The sequence below is a fragment of the Corynebacterium sp. HMSC059E07 genome, assembly GCF_001814395.1.
GTDB classification, from domain to species: Bacteria; Actinomycetota; Actinomycetes; order Mycobacteriales; family Mycobacteriaceae; genus Corynebacterium; species Corynebacterium hesseae.
This window is the reverse complement of the sequence record NZ_KV816329.1, coordinates 154,633-169,556: the sequence shown is the minus strand read 5'-3', so window position 1 is coordinate 169,556 and position 14,924 is coordinate 154,633. Positions and strand designations below refer to the sequence as shown.

The 14,924-nt window shown below is 60.9% G+C and carries 16 protein-coding genes; 5 read left to right on the top strand and 11 right to left on the bottom strand.

All coding sequences use genetic code 11. The features are described 5' to 3' along the window. Positions 1 to 72 precede the first annotated feature (72 nt). The 4 genes from HMPREF2967_RS09755 to dut form a co-directional block, all read right to left on the bottom strand. Entirely contained in the window at positions 73 to 1,368 is a 1,296-nt protein-coding gene (locus HMPREF2967_RS09755; protein WP_070686239.1) for a class I SAM-dependent RNA methyltransferase, read from the bottom strand. Further along, positions 1,361 to 2,071, bottom strand: coding sequence for a DUF3159 domain-containing protein (locus tag HMPREF2967_RS09750; RefSeq protein ID WP_369816037.1), 711 nt, complete (start codon positions 2,069 to 2,071; stop codon positions 1,361 to 1,363). Before HMPREF2967_RS09750 ends, HMPREF2967_RS09755 begins: the two co-directional genes overlap by 8 nt. Positions 2,072 to 2,201: 130 nt before the next feature. Then, a complete protein-coding gene (locus tag HMPREF2967_RS09745) occupies positions 2,202 to 3,158 on the bottom strand; it encodes a DUF3710 domain-containing protein (RefSeq protein WP_070686235.1) in 957 nt (318 codons plus the stop codon). A 111-nt stretch (positions 3,159 to 3,269) separates the two neighbouring features. Next, positions 3,270 to 3,746, bottom strand: a complete 477-nt coding sequence (gene dut / locus HMPREF2967_RS09740; protein ID WP_070623916.1) for a dUTP diphosphatase — start codon at positions 3,744 to 3,746, stop codon at positions 3,270 to 3,272. Positions 3,747 to 3,878: 132 nt separating this feature from the next. On the opposite strand from dut, the gene HMPREF2967_RS09735 reads away from it, so the two are divergent. Beyond that, positions 3,879 to 4,406 (top strand): DUF3093 domain-containing protein, encoded by a 528-nt coding sequence (locus tag HMPREF2967_RS09735; RefSeq protein WP_070686233.1) that lies wholly within the window; start codon positions 3,879 to 3,881, stop codon positions 4,404 to 4,406. A gap of 27 nt (positions 4,407 to 4,433) precedes the next feature. Here the strand turns inward: HMPREF2967_RS09735 and HMPREF2967_RS09730 are convergent, their stop codons facing one another. After that, positions 4,434 to 4,724: a DUF4193 domain-containing protein gene (locus HMPREF2967_RS09730; RefSeq protein ID WP_070531301.1), complete on the bottom strand. Its 291-nt coding sequence runs from the start codon at positions 4,722 to 4,724 to the stop codon at positions 4,434 to 4,436. A gap of 319 nt (positions 4,725 to 5,043) precedes the next feature. Between HMPREF2967_RS09730 and ppgK the strand changes: the two genes are divergently transcribed. After that, positions 5,044 to 5,841, top strand: a complete 798-nt coding sequence (ppgK, locus tag HMPREF2967_RS09725; protein ID WP_070686231.1) for a polyphosphate--glucose phosphotransferase — start codon at positions 5,044 to 5,046, stop codon at positions 5,839 to 5,841. A gap of 201 nt (positions 5,842 to 6,042) precedes the next feature. Continuing rightward, entirely contained in the window at positions 6,043 to 7,515 is a 1,473-nt protein-coding gene (locus HMPREF2967_RS09720; RefSeq protein WP_070686229.1) for an RNA polymerase sigma factor, read from the top strand. Between the two features lie 87 nt (positions 7,516 to 7,602). On the opposite strand, the gene HMPREF2967_RS09715 is transcribed toward HMPREF2967_RS09720, so the two are convergent. From HMPREF2967_RS09715 to HMPREF2967_RS09690, 6 genes are all read right to left on the bottom strand, one after another. Further along, positions 7,603 to 8,025 carry a hypothetical protein gene (locus HMPREF2967_RS09715; protein WP_070522021.1) on the bottom strand — a complete coding sequence of 141 codons (423 nt, stop codon included), beginning with the start codon at positions 8,023 to 8,025 and terminating at the stop codon, positions 7,603 to 7,605. A 119-nt stretch (positions 8,026 to 8,144) separates the two neighbouring features. Further along, on the bottom strand, positions 8,145 to 8,855 hold the full coding sequence (dhaM, locus tag HMPREF2967_RS09710) for a dihydroxyacetone kinase phosphoryl donor subunit DhaM (RefSeq protein WP_070686227.1): 711 nt from the start codon (positions 8,853 to 8,855) through the stop codon (positions 8,145 to 8,147). 3 nt (positions 8,856 to 8,858) lie between these two features. Next, positions 8,859 to 9,524, bottom strand: a complete 666-nt coding sequence (dhaL, locus tag HMPREF2967_RS09705; RefSeq protein WP_070686225.1) for a dihydroxyacetone kinase subunit DhaL — start codon at positions 9,522 to 9,524, stop codon at positions 8,859 to 8,861. A 2-nt stretch (positions 9,525 to 9,526) separates the two neighbouring features. Continuing rightward, positions 9,527 to 10,528, bottom strand: a complete 1,002-nt coding sequence (dhaK, locus tag HMPREF2967_RS09700) for a dihydroxyacetone kinase subunit DhaK (RefSeq protein ID WP_070596691.1) — start codon at positions 10,526 to 10,528, stop codon at positions 9,527 to 9,529. A 107-nt stretch (positions 10,529 to 10,635) separates the two neighbouring features. Beyond that, positions 10,636 to 12,426 carry a DEAD/DEAH box helicase gene (locus tag HMPREF2967_RS09695; RefSeq protein WP_070522009.1) on the bottom strand — a complete coding sequence of 597 codons (1,791 nt, stop codon included), beginning with the start codon at positions 12,424 to 12,426 and terminating at the stop codon, positions 10,636 to 10,638. Between the two features lie 94 nt (positions 12,427 to 12,520). Further along, positions 12,521 to 12,772 carry a DUF3039 domain-containing protein gene (locus tag HMPREF2967_RS09690; RefSeq protein WP_012715089.1) on the bottom strand — a complete coding sequence of 84 codons (252 nt, stop codon included), beginning with the start codon at positions 12,770 to 12,772 and terminating at the stop codon, positions 12,521 to 12,523. 48 nt (positions 12,773 to 12,820) lie between these two features. Between HMPREF2967_RS09690 and HMPREF2967_RS09685 the strand changes: the two genes are divergently transcribed. Together HMPREF2967_RS09685 and HMPREF2967_RS09680 are read left to right on the top strand one after the other, a co-directional pair. Beyond that, entirely contained in the window at positions 12,821 to 13,303 is a 483-nt protein-coding gene (locus HMPREF2967_RS09685) for a DUF3099 domain-containing protein (protein ID WP_070563171.1), read from the top strand. A gap of 77 nt (positions 13,304 to 13,380) precedes the next feature. Next, positions 13,381 to 14,922 carry a DUF7782 domain-containing protein gene (locus tag HMPREF2967_RS09680; RefSeq protein ID WP_198531045.1) on the top strand — a complete coding sequence of 514 codons (1,542 nt, stop codon included), beginning with the start codon at positions 13,381 to 13,383 and terminating at the stop codon, positions 14,920 to 14,922. Positions 14,923 to 14,924: the final 2 nt, after the last annotated feature.

Genomic DNA, 14,924 nt, shown 5'->3' with positions numbered 1-14,924 from the left:
TCTTCTCTACCACCGTACCCGCTAACACACGTGACACGTCAATCATTGCCCCGGCGCCACCCGAAGCGAAAGCTATGCCACCTGTGCCGCGGGGACCAACAGCGCCAGGGTTTCAAAGTGGTGCGTTCCGGGAAAAGCATTCACCATTGCTAAGCGCTGTATGCGGTAGCCGCTCTCAGACCACGCGGCGATATCGCGGGCAAAGGTAGCGGGATCGCATCCGATGTGCAGGACGCGTTGCGGCGCTGCCTCAGCAATTGCGGCCACCACATCCCGGCCAGCACCGGTGCGCGGCGGATCCAAAACTACCGTCGTAGGCTTTGACAATTGGCTCGCTACCTGCTCCACCTTGTTGGTACGAAAGTGCACGTCATACTCTGCAAGACCCGGCTGTGCCGCCGCAGCCGCCGGCGAGTAATCGACGGAAAACACGGTGGTGTGCCCGCCCTGGGGCGCCGTGACCTCAGCCAGAGCAGGAACGAAAAGCCCTACCCCTCCATAGAGATCCCAAGCCACTGCGTCGACCGCGGATTCATCTGCGGCACTGCTTTCTCCCGCCTCCACAGCAAGCCACTCGCGGGCGAGACTGGTGTACACGTCGGGCGCGCCCACGTGCGCCTGCCAAAAAGCGGTGGCCGGGAAACGGAACTCGTGACCGTCGGCACGCTGCACGACGTCCTCGGTCGGGGCCTCGATTACTTCCCGGATAGTCTCTATGCGCCGACCGCGCGGTGCTTTCCGCGTCTCGACGACGTGGCGGTTGCCATCGCTGTCCATGACCGCAATAACCTCCGCGCCAGGGCTAAAGGCCCGGGCACCAGGCCCTACGAGGCCCTCGACGAGGCCCGGCACGAGCTGGCTACACGCCACGTCTGTAATCAGCTCGGTGGACCCGCGCTTGCGCACACCGGCACGGCCTTGCTTGTCGACGCCCAGCCGTACCCTCGTGCGCCACCCGCGCTGCGGTGCGACATCGATAGCCTCAATCTCGGGCACATCCTCAAGCCGGGCCACCCTATGTAGTTGATCGCGCAAGACGGCGGCCTTGATTCCTGGTTCCGCCGCAGGATTTAGCTCGGCGAAATCGCAGCAACCTGCACCGCGCTGTGCCGCGGGACACGAAGACTCGACGCGGTACTCACCTGGCTGGAGGACGGATATTATCTCCGCTTCCACGAAGGTCTTCTTCGTCTTGGTAACTGTCGCCCTCACCTGGTCGCCCGGGAAAGCACTGGGGACGAAACACACGCGCCCGTCGGGCGCCTGACCGATTCCGACACCGCCGTGCCCCATGCGTTCGATGGTGGTGTCGAAGGACGCCCCTTTGACAACGCTTGAATCAGCAGCGTTGTGAGCACTCTCAGTCATGGATCCTCTCCTTGGTGGCTTCGGAGCTGTGTGCTCCTTCTACGCCCTGTGATTCCTCCACCGCGGCGTTGGCACGGCGAACCATCCAGACGGTCAAGATGGTGACGATGCCGGTTAGCGGCCACCCCATGAGGATGCGAACGATGCCGAGGGTGGTGGTGGCATCGGCGTCGTAAAGCGCGCGCTGCACCACGAAACGGGCAATGAAGACCGCGGCCCAACCCGCCGTTGCCAAGGCATAGGCTCGCCGTGCCTTCGGCACGATTCGCCACCCCATGCCATCGCCGTTGAGGCCTTTCCACACCACGCCGACAAGCGGCCAGCGCACGATGATGGAGACAACCGCCACGATGAACAGCACGAGCGACATCCAAATTCCATAAAGGAAGTAGCCCTTGGCGTCTCCTGTAAACCACGCGATACCGGCGCAGATGGCGACACCCAGCAACCCGGAAAATGCTGGCTGCAAAGTTTCTTTGCGCGCCAAACGCCACAGGCTGATAGCCAGCGCCACACCGAGCGCTGCGGCCAATGCAGGCCCTAGGCCCCACATGTTGTTAACCGGAATGAGCACCAGCACGGGCAGGGTCGCAGACACCAGACCGGTCAGGCCTCCCATTTGTTCGAGCAGCGACGGTTCTGCCTCAGGCGCTGGGGTCGCTGCTGCAGTCTGTTGTGGTGTCTCAGTATTCGTGGAGTCCATGGAGGCCTCAGAGGCGGGCGTAGTGCCGTGTTCGGTGGTATCGCGCCCTTCGGGCATAGGGGTGGTCACGTGTTTCAACAATCCTTTTCGGTAGTAGCCGGGAGGGTCACGGCCAATGGCCTAGGGCGCGCTACTTGTTCTCGTGGTCGTCGAGATTGCGCAATTGTTCGCGAGCCTCGGCCTCCGCGCCGCTTTCGGCGCCCGCAGCATTATCCGCTGGCGCGGAGTTTTGAGCGCTGGATGGTTGCGCTGCCTGTTGCTGGCGCTCCTGAAGCGCCTGCTGGACTTGCTCAGCGAGCTGCTGCGGCAGCATCACGGGAAGTGAACTTCCGGCAAGAATTGGCTGCTCGCCGCGATAGATAAAGGTGCGCGCGACGACTTCGCGTCCCAGCTGCGCTAGCTCCTCTTCCTTGCCCGCAGGAGCGGCCAAGGTCAAACGGTACATCCACCGCGGCCCTTCCACACCAATGATTCGGATTCCGCCCTTATCACTGGTGCCGACGATTTCAGAACCCCAAGGACCATCCTCCGGATGCGCTGTAAACCCATCTGCTTCCAAACCCTTGACGATGTCCTTGGCAGATTCCGCCCACTGCCCCGGCGTGCGCGGCGCGGCAAAGGCCACAGGCGTCATGCGTCCGTGCGGCGTAAGAATGTGGAGCATACGAGGGCCGTCTGGGCCCATTTCTACCTGCACCTGCGAGCCCTTCGGCAGCGGGATGCGCATCGAGCCCAGGTCCAAAAGGCCGACGGAGAAGTCCTCGAAGTTGAACTCGGCGATATCCACGTTGTCGCCGTCGTAGGGGCCCATCTCACCGTTGATGGCGTCGTGCGCCACGGCTTTTACCCCGGCAACACCTTCGACGTCATCCTGATCCTCGCGGACCAGCCCTGCACTGGCTTGTGCAGGGCCCTCAGCGGTCGAACTTTCTCCGGCCTCCGTTACCAAGCTCTCCGCCGACGCTGGTTCGGCCGTTGCTTCTTTTACTTCTTTGTCCGCGGCATCAGTGCGGACGGTGGTGTTCTTGTCCTGGCTTTCGTCCTTGCCAGCATCCTTCTTCTTTTTGCCAAAGGGCCACATCGCCATGGTTTTGCGCCTTCCTCATTCTGTGTCTTGTGCCGGATAACTTGTGTTTGTCGGATGTGGGGTTGCTCGGTATGGCCCGCTCACGCGCAGGCTTTGCCACGAGCAACTGATTCAGTTGACGCCAGTGGATCCGTACCCGCCATCGCCGCGAGCGGTGTCATCGAGTTCCTCGACTTCGCGGAAGCCCACGAGCTCCACTCGTTGGACAACAAGCTGAGCAATTCGCATCCCACGCTCGACCTCAAAGGTCTTATCGGGATCGTGATTAATAAGGCACACCTTAATCTCACCGCGATACTCCGCATCGATGGTGCCCGGCGTGTTGACCACGGAAATCCCGTGCTTGGCCGCCAAGCCCGAACGCGGGTGGACCAAACCTACCGTGCCCATTGGCAAGGCAAGAGCAATGCCAGTACCGACGAGCGCGCGCTCTCCGGGGCGCAGAGTAGCGTCATGCGCGGCGTAGAGATCCGCGCCAGCATCGCCACGATGGGCTCGCTGCGGCAGCGGAAGCTCCTTATCAAGGCGCTTGATCTGAATGTCTCCGAATGGACTTACCGGATCTACAAGGGGGTGTTGCTCATTCACGCGGCCCAGCCTACCTTGTCCCCACCATCCCCTCCCCCGAGGGATGGAGCTTTGTGCCGCGTCTACCGCGGTTACCCGGCACCTTTGGTTGCGTTGGGTTCTGCCCTTCCCCGACGACTAGACTCAGAGGCCATGACTTCGAATTCATCGCCTGTTTCCCCCACAGCATCTGCTGAATCCCCCGTCATCCTCTATCGCGAGCGCCAATGGGTGCCGTGGTACTGGTGGTTTATGGCTGCGTTCGTCGTGGCGATTTCCACGGCCACGGTCAGCCTCAACCGCGGCATCATGTGGGTCATTATTCCCGCCATTCTGCTTAGTGCCATCGCCGTGTGGGTGCTAGTGACGTGGTCCAACACAGTAGTTCAAGTGGAGCAGGATGCCGATGGCACCCGGTGGCTCACCGTGAAGGACGCACAGCTGCCTAGCGATGTTGTCTCCCGCAGTACCGCGGTGCCGGCCACCGCGCGGCGCAATGCGCTGGGACCACAGCTCGATCCGGCTGCCTTCCTTGTCACGCATGGCTGGGTTCCTGAGCACGTCATGCTCGTCCTCGACGACCCAGAGGATCCCACCCCCTATTGGCTCATCGGCTCCACCAACCCCGAAAAGCTCCTCGCGGCCTTCCTTCCAGAACAGGCGGCAGCCGCCCAAAGCTAAGAGTCACGCGCAGGATAAACTGCTGCGCTAGGCGCAGTCCATGCAGACTGGCTGCCCATCCTCTTCGTGGTCGAGGCGCTTATTGGACTGCACCAGGTAGCACACAGAACAGGTAAATTCGTTTTCTTTACGCGGCACGACGGTGACATTGAGCTCCTCACCGGTCAGGTCCACTGACGGCGGCTCAAAAGCCTCGACGATTTCACCATCGTCATCCATGCCGTTGTTGTCGTTTTCAGCCGCCTTCAGCCCCTCGAGGGAATCGGTCTCGAGGTCGTCTTCTGCGCGGCGACGCGGTGCGTCGTAATCGGTGGCCATAATGCTTGCCCCTGTGAGTCAGATTGATTGGTACGTCTATTTATCGACGGCATCGTAAACCACGCAAGCCCCCGTGTCACACTCGCCCCGCGATGGGGGCACCAACCGCCCCACCCCTCTACCCCCTACCCTGCGAGTTTTAATAGGATGAGCTGGGCATTCACCGTTCTTGGAGTGCTGGATATTTTTCTGAGTATCACTCCTCACACCCACCCACAATGCGGTCACTAATACGGGAACGGCACAGTGCCGACTCCGCCAGCGATACGAAACTCACACTGTTGCCACATCAACGCCGCGCTCAACATAGACTGTCAGTATGACCGCGCAAGAAGCACAGCACCAGGACACGACATTGAGCCTTGAGCACCAGGGCCATTCCTTTGGCATTGATGTTGGGGGCTCCGGCATCAAGGGCGCCGAGGTAGACCTCGCGACAGGCGAGTTCGTCGGTGACCGTCTGAAGATCGCTACTCCCCAGCCCGCTACGCCGGAAGCCGTAGCAAAGGTAATTGTCCAAATCGTCGCCAAAAAAGGCTGGGACGGCCCCGTCGGAATCACGATGCCTGCTGTGGTGAAAGGCCAAGTGATTCGCAGCGCGGCGAATATTGATAAGTCTTGGATTGGCGTGGATGCGCAGGATTTGTTGAGCCAGTACCTCGACGCGCCCTTCACCGTGCTTAACGACGCCGACGCGGCCGGCCTCGCCGAAGTGGCCTACGGTGATGACATTGCACGTTCGGGCCCCGTCATCTTCCTCACCCTGGGCACGGGCATCGGCTCCGCATTCCTTCTGGACGGCCAGCTCTTCCCCAATACGGAGATTGGCCACCTTATCGTTGGCGAGAAGGAAGCAGAGCACCAGGCGTCGTCGGCAGTCAAAGAACGCGAAGGCCTCAAGTCCAAGCAGTGGGCAAAGCGCGTCAACCGCGTACTCCACGAGTATGAGGCGCTGTTTAACCCTTCAGCCTTTGTGATCGGTGGCGGAATCTCCCGCAAGTTCGACAAGTGGGGCGAGCACCTCAAAATTGAAACACCGGTCGTTGCTGCTCAGCTCCGCAATCGCGCGGGCATCGTGGGCGCGGCAATGGCGGCGAAGGAAGGAATTCGCCCCTAATCTATATCGTCCCAGCGTTCCCTAGTTGACCCCAGTCACCGCCCGTTGACAAAAATGATCTATACTGGGCTGTCGATTATCGAATATCCAGCGGCGCGCCTCCCTCGCTCATCTCGGAGGCGGGCTAGCATCGGGGACTAGTCGCGACAAACTTGCGCGTCCCCATATTTTCCACTCAGAGAGCAAGTCGAAAGGGCGTACGTGGCAGCCACTGATTCTTCAGACCAGGTACTCGGCGAGGACAAGAGCACCTCCGAGACATCTGCACCTGCACAGAAGACCGCCAAGAAGACGGCAAAAAAGACCGCTAAGAAGACGGCCAAGAAAACCGCGAAAAAGACTGCGAAGAAGACCGCCAAGAAAACGGCTAAGAAGACGGCCAAGAAAGCAACGAAGAAAACTACTCGCAAGTCCGCCCAGAAGGCCGCGAAAAAGACGGCCAAGAAGACGGTGCGCAAGTCGGCGGCAAAGAAGGCAACCTCGCCGGAAAGCGCCGAGTCTTCGGAGGACCTCGCAGAGGATCAGACCGATGAGTTGGACGCCGAGACGTCCGATGACGCCGACATCGACTTCGATCCGGACAACGCGGAGATGGACGAGGACGACGAGTTCGGTGACGATGATGACGATTTGGAGAATGAGGACTCCGAGGACGAAGAGGAGGATGGCTCCTCCGTCTGGGATGAGGATGAATCCGCTGCCCTGCGTCAGGCCCGTAAAGACGCGGAGCTGACTGCTTCGGCCGACTCTGTCCGCGCCTACCTCAAGCAGATCGGTAAAGTCGCCCTGCTCAACGCCGAGCAGGAGGTCTCCCTGGCCAAGCGCATCGAGGCAGGCCTCTACGCTCAGTACCGTATGGACGAGATGGAGAAGGCTCGCGCCGAAGGCGACAAGGCCGCCAAGCTCTCCCCCATGGAGAAGCGCGACATGCGCGCCATCGCTCGTGACGGCCGCAAGGCGAAGAACCACCTCCTCGAGGCAAACCTGCGCCTCGTGGTGTCCTTGGCTAAGCGCTACACGGGCCGCGGCATGGCCTTCCTGGATCTCATCCAAGAAGGCAACCTGGGTCTAATCCGCGCCGTTGAGAAGTTCGACTACACCAAGGGCTATAAGTTCTCCACTTATGCCACCTGGTGGATCCGCCAGGCCATTACTCGCGCCATGGCTGATCAGGCTCGTACCATCCGCATCCCGGTGCACATGGTGGAAGTCATCAACAAGTTGGGCCGCATTCAGCGCGAGCTGCTTCAGGACTTGGGCCGCGAGCCCACCCCGCTGGAGCTGGCGAAGGAAATGGATATCACCGAAGAGAAGGTGCTGGAGATCCAGCAGTATGCTCGTGAGCCCATTTCCCTGGACCAGACCATCGGTGATGAGGGCGACTCCCAGCTCGGTGACTTCATTGAGGATTCCGAAGCGGTCATTGCTGTCGACGCTGTGTCCTTTACCTTGCTGCAGGATCAGCTCCAGGACGTGCTCACGACCCTCTCCGAGCGAGAGGCCGGCGTGGTTCGTCTGCGCTTCGGACTGACCGATGGCATGCCGCGCACTTTAGACGAAATCGGCCAAGTCTACGGCGTTACCCGCGAGCGTATTCGCCAGATCGAGTCCAAGACGATGTCCAAGCTGCGCCACCCATCACGCTCTCAGGTGTTGCGCGACTACCTAGACTAGGGAGAGCAGAAAGATTTAAGCAGCGAGGAGGTTTAACCTTCCTCGCCGCTTCTTCTGTGCTCTGCGCGCTCTATGCGCATTGGATGGCTAATAATTTGGCCCCACGACAAAAATCAGTGCCATGGAAACGAAAGGAGCAATGTAGCTCCAGCCCACGCCAATGAGCATTCCCCACACCGCCATGCCGGTCCCCCTGTGCTCAGGGCGTCGCCCCGATCCGAGAATGAGCGCAGCAACGCCAAGCCCTGCTGCACACCACCCAGTGATCATGGTAAGCATCGACAGCATGAAGCCAACGGGGCTGATGAGGAGTGTCAGCGCGATGTCGATAAGTGGCGGAACGATAGCCAAGCCCAGTGCCCATGGGGCGAGCGGGTTCGGAGTGGATGGCCTTTCATAAGGCACCGGCGCATAGGAACCCGCATAGGAATTCGGATAAGCCTGCGGGTACGGAGCCTGGTACGGATCCGCTGCGTAGTAGTTTGGTTCCACATAGTCGGGCTGGGTCATGACTTCCCACTTTCGCGAAGACTCGGCTAGGTCACTGCCCGATAGCTTATGCGAAGACAGCGGGCGCAGTCCCCGTGTACGGGGGTCATTGCCCGCTGCTCATCGATTTCCTTGGCGCCTTAGCCGTCGAGCCCCAGCTCAATGCCCGTAGCAATCCGGTCAATGACCTCTTTATCAGCAGCGTCACCGCTGATAGTGACTGAAGCGCCCTGACAAGCACCAAGAGACATCAGCATCATTGCAGAGTCTGCTTCCACCTCTTCGCCATCAAAGGAGAGGACAATGACACCGTCTGCCTCTGCGGCCATCTCCGCGACCTTGGAGGCTGGACGGGCGTGAAGTCCCGCCTCATCAGCCACGGTCACTGTCAGCGAGTACCTATCTGGGTTAGTTTCAGGCTCCTCTTTATCCACTGGATCAGCGGCGGCAGACTGCTTCGGCACGAAGACCTCGATGGCCCGTTCCGCAGCTCTGACGACGGCCGCAAGGTCATCGCCTTGTTGGGCGGCGGTGGCTGCGGCAACGGCAGCCTCGACTAGTGGGGCATCCACAAACTGAACTTGTTCTTCATCAAGGAACTCAAGAACAGACTCAACGGTCATCGTGGCCGAGCCCAAGTCCGTGAGGACGACAACACCGAGACCTTGGCCGAGGGCATGGCTGATGGCGCCTTCGATGTAGTCGTAGGAAGTTCCGATTCCGCCGTCTTCCAAGCCGCCGGCGGGAAGGATGGTCACATCAGCGGCCATTTGTCCGGCAAGCTCTGCTAGGCCTTCAGCGAGCTTGGCCGAGTGCGATACAAGGACAAGGCCAACGCGCGGTTGTGTCATGTTTTATGCCTCCTTCGTTGAAGTCTCGGCAGCGTCGGCAGCCGCGGCCAGGAAAAGAGCCGAGGACGTAGCACCCGGATCCTTGTGCCCAGCAGAGCGCTCCCCAAGATAGGAAGCGCGGCCCTTCGTTGCCACCATCGGAATGGTATCCTCCGCGCCGGTTGCTGCGGCGTCAGCAGCCGCGCGCACAACCTCAGCGGGACTCAGCGCGGCATCCGCCGCTTCACGGGCAGCTCGTGCGGCCGGCGCCCAGGCGTCGACCATCGTCTTCTCCCCTTCCGCGGCCTTGCCGCGCGCAGTAATCCCCTCAAGCGCAGCCTCGATTAGACCGGCCACCGTGGGCGCATCAATCGCCCCGGAACCGGCAGCCTTAGACGCACGCAAGAAAGCGGTCCCTAGCAACGGCCCGGAGGCGCCGCCAACGGTGGACATGAGTGTCTTTGCCGTCAGTTTCAGAACATCAGCGACGGTAGAATCCTCTGGGGAGATTTCCGCGCCCATCTTCTCCACGACGGCGCGGAAGCCGCGATCGACGTTTTCACCGTGGTCGCTGTCTCCAATGGCGCGGTCAAGCTCGATGAGCTCCTCGCGGTGCTCATGCGCAGCTGCAGCACAATTATTCATCCACGCTAATGCCCAGTCGGTTGAAAGAGTTACATCATTTGTCATAGTTACACTCCTTGGCGTAGTGCGGCGGTGTGGCAGGGGGCGTCGAAAAGCGCAAGGTCTTCGTCGTCGGCGCGCATGACGCTCACGGAGCACCCGGCCATATCCAGGCTCGTAACGAAGTTGCCCACAAGGGAGCGTTCAATGCTCACCCCCGCCTCCTTTAAGCGCTGAGCTACCCGGCGGTAAACCACGTACAGCTCAGAGGCCGGGGTGGCTCCCATGCCGTTGACAACGACGATGGTGCGCTCGCCTTCGCTCAGCTTAAGGTCTGCCAGGACGGGATCAAGCAAGTGGTCCGTTACGTCGTCGGCCGAAACCAGCGGAATCTCCTTGCGGCCCGGCTCGCCGTGGATGCCCACGCCCAACTCAACCTCGTCTTCCCCGAGGTCAAAGGAAGGCTTGCCCACATGGGGCACGGTGCAGGCGGAAAGCGCCGCGCCCATAGTCGCGGTGTTTTCTACCACCTTTTTCGCCACAGCGGTCACTGCAGCGAGGTCATCGCCGCGCTCGGCCGCGGCACCGGCTAGCTTCTCCACCAAGAGGGTTCCGGCGACGCCGCGGCGACCGGCGGTAAACGTAGAATCCTCCACCGCGACATCGTCGTCGACGATGACCTGGCTAACTTCAATATCATCGAATTCAGCCAGCTCTGCCGCAGTATCGAAGTTGAGGACATCGCCGGTGTAGTTCTTCACGATGTAGAGCACTCCCGCCCCAGCATTAGCTGCCTCGGTGGCTGCTTGGATGGCGTCTGGAGTCGGCGAGGTGAACATAGCGCCGGGCACGGCCGCGTCCAACATTCCATGACCAACGAAACCGGCATGCAAAGGCTCGTGCCCAGAACCACCGCCGGAGACAATAGCCACCTTGCCGTGTTCTTTCTTCTGTTTGCGGGAAACAAACAGCGGGTTCGTGTTGCGAGTGACAATGTCACCGTGGGCTAACGCGAAGCCCTCTACTGATTCGGCTACTACGTTGTCCGGCGAGTTGATGAGCTTTTTCATCATCTTTCTCCTTAGGTTTTCCTTGGCCTAGAGCACTCTTCTCACAATGCTGCCGAGCCTACCCTTCGCCACCGGATACTGTGCCGGATTCTACTGCGTCCGCGCAGCTACCACTTGCGCAAATAATCGATGCGCTCTTGCAACTGCTCAGCGTTACACAGCGCGGTAGGAGGTCCGCCGCAAGCCTTGCGCGCTTCAGTGTGAATGGCTCCGTGCGGGCGGCCGGTGCGCTGAGCGGTGATGGAGACCACCGTGTTGAGCTCCTTGCGCAGCGCGGAAATCTCATCCACCACGCCTGACTGGGATCCGGTGCTGCTTGCCGACGCCTCCGCCCCACGCTTGGGCGCATGCGGGGTGCCGTAGAGCTTGCGACGTTGTTCCTCCGCCGCCTCAGCAGCCCGGCGCGCCTTCTCCTCTGCCTCACGGCGATCCATCTCATCGGACTGTTTCTTGCGAAGGAGGTCCTTGACCTGGTCTGCGTCGAGAAGCCCGGGAATTCCGAGGAAGTCTTCTTCTTCGTCGGTGATATTGCCCGTGGTGAACTGCGAGCCGTTGTAGAGCAGGCCGGAGAATTCTGCTTCCGCGCCGAGGGACTCATAGGAAGGTTCGAGCATGTCCGGTTCGGACTTCTTCTTGTTGGCGTCCTCGAGCAGCTCATCATCCCAGCCCTCCTTGTCGGGGTTCTTCTCCCCTCCGAGGACGTGGTCGCGCTGCTTCTCCATGTTCTCCGCCAGCCCCAGCAGGACCGGGACAGACGGCAGGAATACCGAGGCGGTCTCTCCCGGCATGCGGGAGCGCACGAAGCGGCCGATGGCCTGAGCAAAAAAGAGCGGGGTCGAGGCAGACGTGGCATAGACACCCACTGCGAGGCGCGGAACGTCGACGCCCTCAGACACCATGCGTACGGCCACCATCCACTCGTCGGTGGATTCGGAGAACTCTGCGATACGCGCGGAGGAACCCGGGTCATCGGAAAGGATGACGGATACCGGAGTGTTCGAAATCTGCTTGAGGATCTTCGCGTAGGCGCGCGCCGTCGTCGTATCGGTAGCGAGTACGAGGCCGCCGGCATCCGGCATGTTGCGGCGCATCTGCATCAGACGCGTGTGGGCAGCTTGAAGGACCGTAGGGATCCACTCGCCCTTCGGGTCCAGAGCAGTGCGCCACGCGCGGGCGGTCTGCTCGGGGTTGAGGATATCGCCCAAGCGGGCCGCATGCTCCTCGCCGGCACTATCGCGCCAGCGTGACTCGCCGGAGTAGCTGAGGAAGACCACGGGGCGCACGACGCCGTCGGCAAGCGCATCGCCATAGCCGTACGTGTGATCGGAGCGGGAGACCAAGTGCCCCTCTCCGTCCTCCTCGTAGCGCACGAAAGGAATCTGGGAATCATCCGAGCGGAAGGGCGTACCGGTCAGCGCGAGGCGGTGTTCCACGTCGTCGTAGGCCTCGCGCACGCCGTCTCCCCAGCTCTTGGCGTCGCCGGCGTGGTGGATCTCATCGAGAATCACCAAGGTGCGCCGGGCTGAGGCCACCGCGCGGTGCTTAAAGGGGTGCATGCCTACCTGGGCGTAAGTCACCACCACGCCATCCATGGCGGGGTTGACTCCAGAAGAGTTCGTGAACTTCGGATCCAGCGCGAGCCCCACGCGGGAGGCAGATTCAGACCACTGCACTTTGAGGTGCTCGGTGGGCACCACCACGATCACACGCTCTACGGTACGGTCCGCCATGAGCTCTGTGGCCACGCGCAGGGCGAAGGTAGTCTTACCTGCGCCTGGCGTTGCCACCGCCATGAAATCCTTCGGCTTGGTGGCCAGGAACTTATCCAAGGCCGCGCGTTGCCACACACGCAGCGAACCATTATTGGCAAATCTTTGTGCTGGAGTCTGTGTAGACACGGTCAGCGACTATCCCCCTCTAGTTATCCCAACATCCCGCTCTTGTGAAAGTCTTCGTTTTACGTCGACGCAATACTAAGCGTCGACGGCACGCTTAGCGGCGGCGCAGGCTCTTATATACGCGCTCGCAGTCCGGGCACACGGGCGAACCAGGCTTGGCTTGCTTGGTGACGGGGAAGGTCTCACCACAGAGGGCAACGACGTATTTACCGTTGACCGCGGAATCGAGGATCTGGTTCTTCTTTACATAGTGGAAAAACTTCGGGGTGTCGTCGTTGGTCGACGTATCCTCGCGGACATCAGGGCGTTCAATAGTCTTAGTCGTCGTACTCACGCCCACTATCATGCCGCATCGGTATCGAAGTTGGCGAGTCCTACCGCTACGCTGGTGAGCATGACCCCTTCGAACTCGCGCGATAACGTCCGCCATACCCCACGATCGGGGCGGCGGCGTGGGCGTCGATTCGGGCGCAAGGCTTATCTCATTACAACCGCCAAACTCGCTCCCGGCCAGGACCGGCATCGCCGCGAAGTTATCTACTCCATTTTGCAGTTTCTGCGCATCCCTTCGCTGCTTCTAGCTGGTGTCATGGTGTATGCCTGGCATTGGTGGATAGCCGCCGCCCTCGTCGTGGGCGTCACCTTCCCGCTTCCTTGGATAGCCGTGGTCATCGGCAACGGGCGGGGGCAGAAGAAGGACAAACGTGACAAAGCTGTGTATAAGCCCGCCCTTGCCCGACAGATGGCGCAGGCACAGCGCGAACAAATCACCAGCGGTGCTCACGGCGAACTTCCCGGCGCGCTCTCATCGGAGGATTCCCCCTCGGGCACGAACGCGGAGAGTTCAACGACCAACACAATTGAGCACGAAGATTAAGAAGTCACCGTTTCCTTCCCCAACTATCAAAGGATATTTTTGTGAGCACCCAACAGCCCTCCCCTTTCGGCCCGGCGATGATCCCGGACAACCCCATCGCAGACGTTGCGGAAGAACTAGCCCACGTCTTTACTGAGGCAGGGTTCAGTGCGGACGGTATCGCGGGACACCTGGGGCCGGAGTACACCGAAGCGCTACATCGCGGCGAACCAGCCGCCGTGGCACTGGGAGCCAACGGTGATTCCCGCCTGGACCACCTCATCCGGATCTTCCTGCTGCACGAACACGTACCGGCCACGCTGCTTTCCGACGTCCTCGGCGCACGCCTAGCCACCCGGCTGCTCGACTGCGGCGCAGTGCTTACCGACGAGCACGGCACCGCCTACGTGGCTTATGACATTCGGCCACACGTCATCGTGGGTAAGAACCGCATCGTGTTTTCCGATGTTGATGCCTCCCTAGTGGATCACGTGCCCGGCCCCGAGCACGTGTTGGGGGTAGGCTCTGCCAGTCTTTCCCTCTTGCACTCGACCCCGACCACACCCGTGTCCTCAGTACTAGACCTGGGCACGGGTTCTGGCGTACAAATCCTTGGGCAACTGGAGTCTGCTGAAAGAATTGTTGCGACAGACGTCCACGAGCGAGCCCTCCACCTTGCCCGCGCTACCGTCGCTGCTGCAGGCGCAGAAAACCGTGTTGAGCTTCGCCAGGGTTCTTGGTTCGAGCCCGTGCAGCACGAGAGCTTCGACCGAATCGTTGCTAACCCTCCGTTCGTGGTGGGCTTGCCCGAGGTGGGCCACGTGTACCGGGATTCCGGCCTCAATCTGGATGGAGCAAGTGAGCTTGTCATATCGCAAGCTGTGGAGCACCTCAATCCTGGGGGCACCGCACACATTCTCGCTGCGTGGGTACACCAAGGCGACAAGTCTTGGCAGCAGCGGGTTGCCTCATGGCTGCCGGATACCGGCGTGGCCGCGTGGATCATTCAGCGCGATGTGGCGGACCCTGCGCTCTATGTTTCCACGTGGTTGAGCGATGAATCCGTGGATGTTCGCAGTGCTGAAGGCCAGGAGCGTTCACGCCGTTGGCTGGAGCATTTCCGCGATCATGATGTCACCGGCATCGGGTTTGGTTTCGTGGCTATCCAGCGCATCGCAGACGACGAGCCCTCCGATATTTTGGCGGAGACCATGGCACAGCCGGTCATCGATCCGCTCGGGCCCGAAGTAGAGGAATACTTCGCTCGCATTGAATGGCTACGCAACCTGGTGCCGGGTGAGCTGGAAACAAAGCATGTGCAGCTGCGCCCAGGCGTCGCCCGCGAAGACGTTTCACTGCCCGACACGGAGCTTGGCATGGGCTTTGAGCGCGCAGCATTACGGCTCAGCCGCACGGACGGTCCGCGCTGGCAGCATGACGTCGACGAGCACCTCGCGGCGATCGTCGCCGGGCTCAATCCCCACGGGCTGAGTATTGGGGAGACCATCGAGCTCTATGCCGCCGCGCAGGGCTTTGAGGAATCCGAGTTGGTTAGCGCCGCGCTTCCAGCCATTGTGGATCTCATCCGCCATGGGCTTCTCATCCCTACGGAATTGTTGGCATTTAGCAACACTGAGTAGTC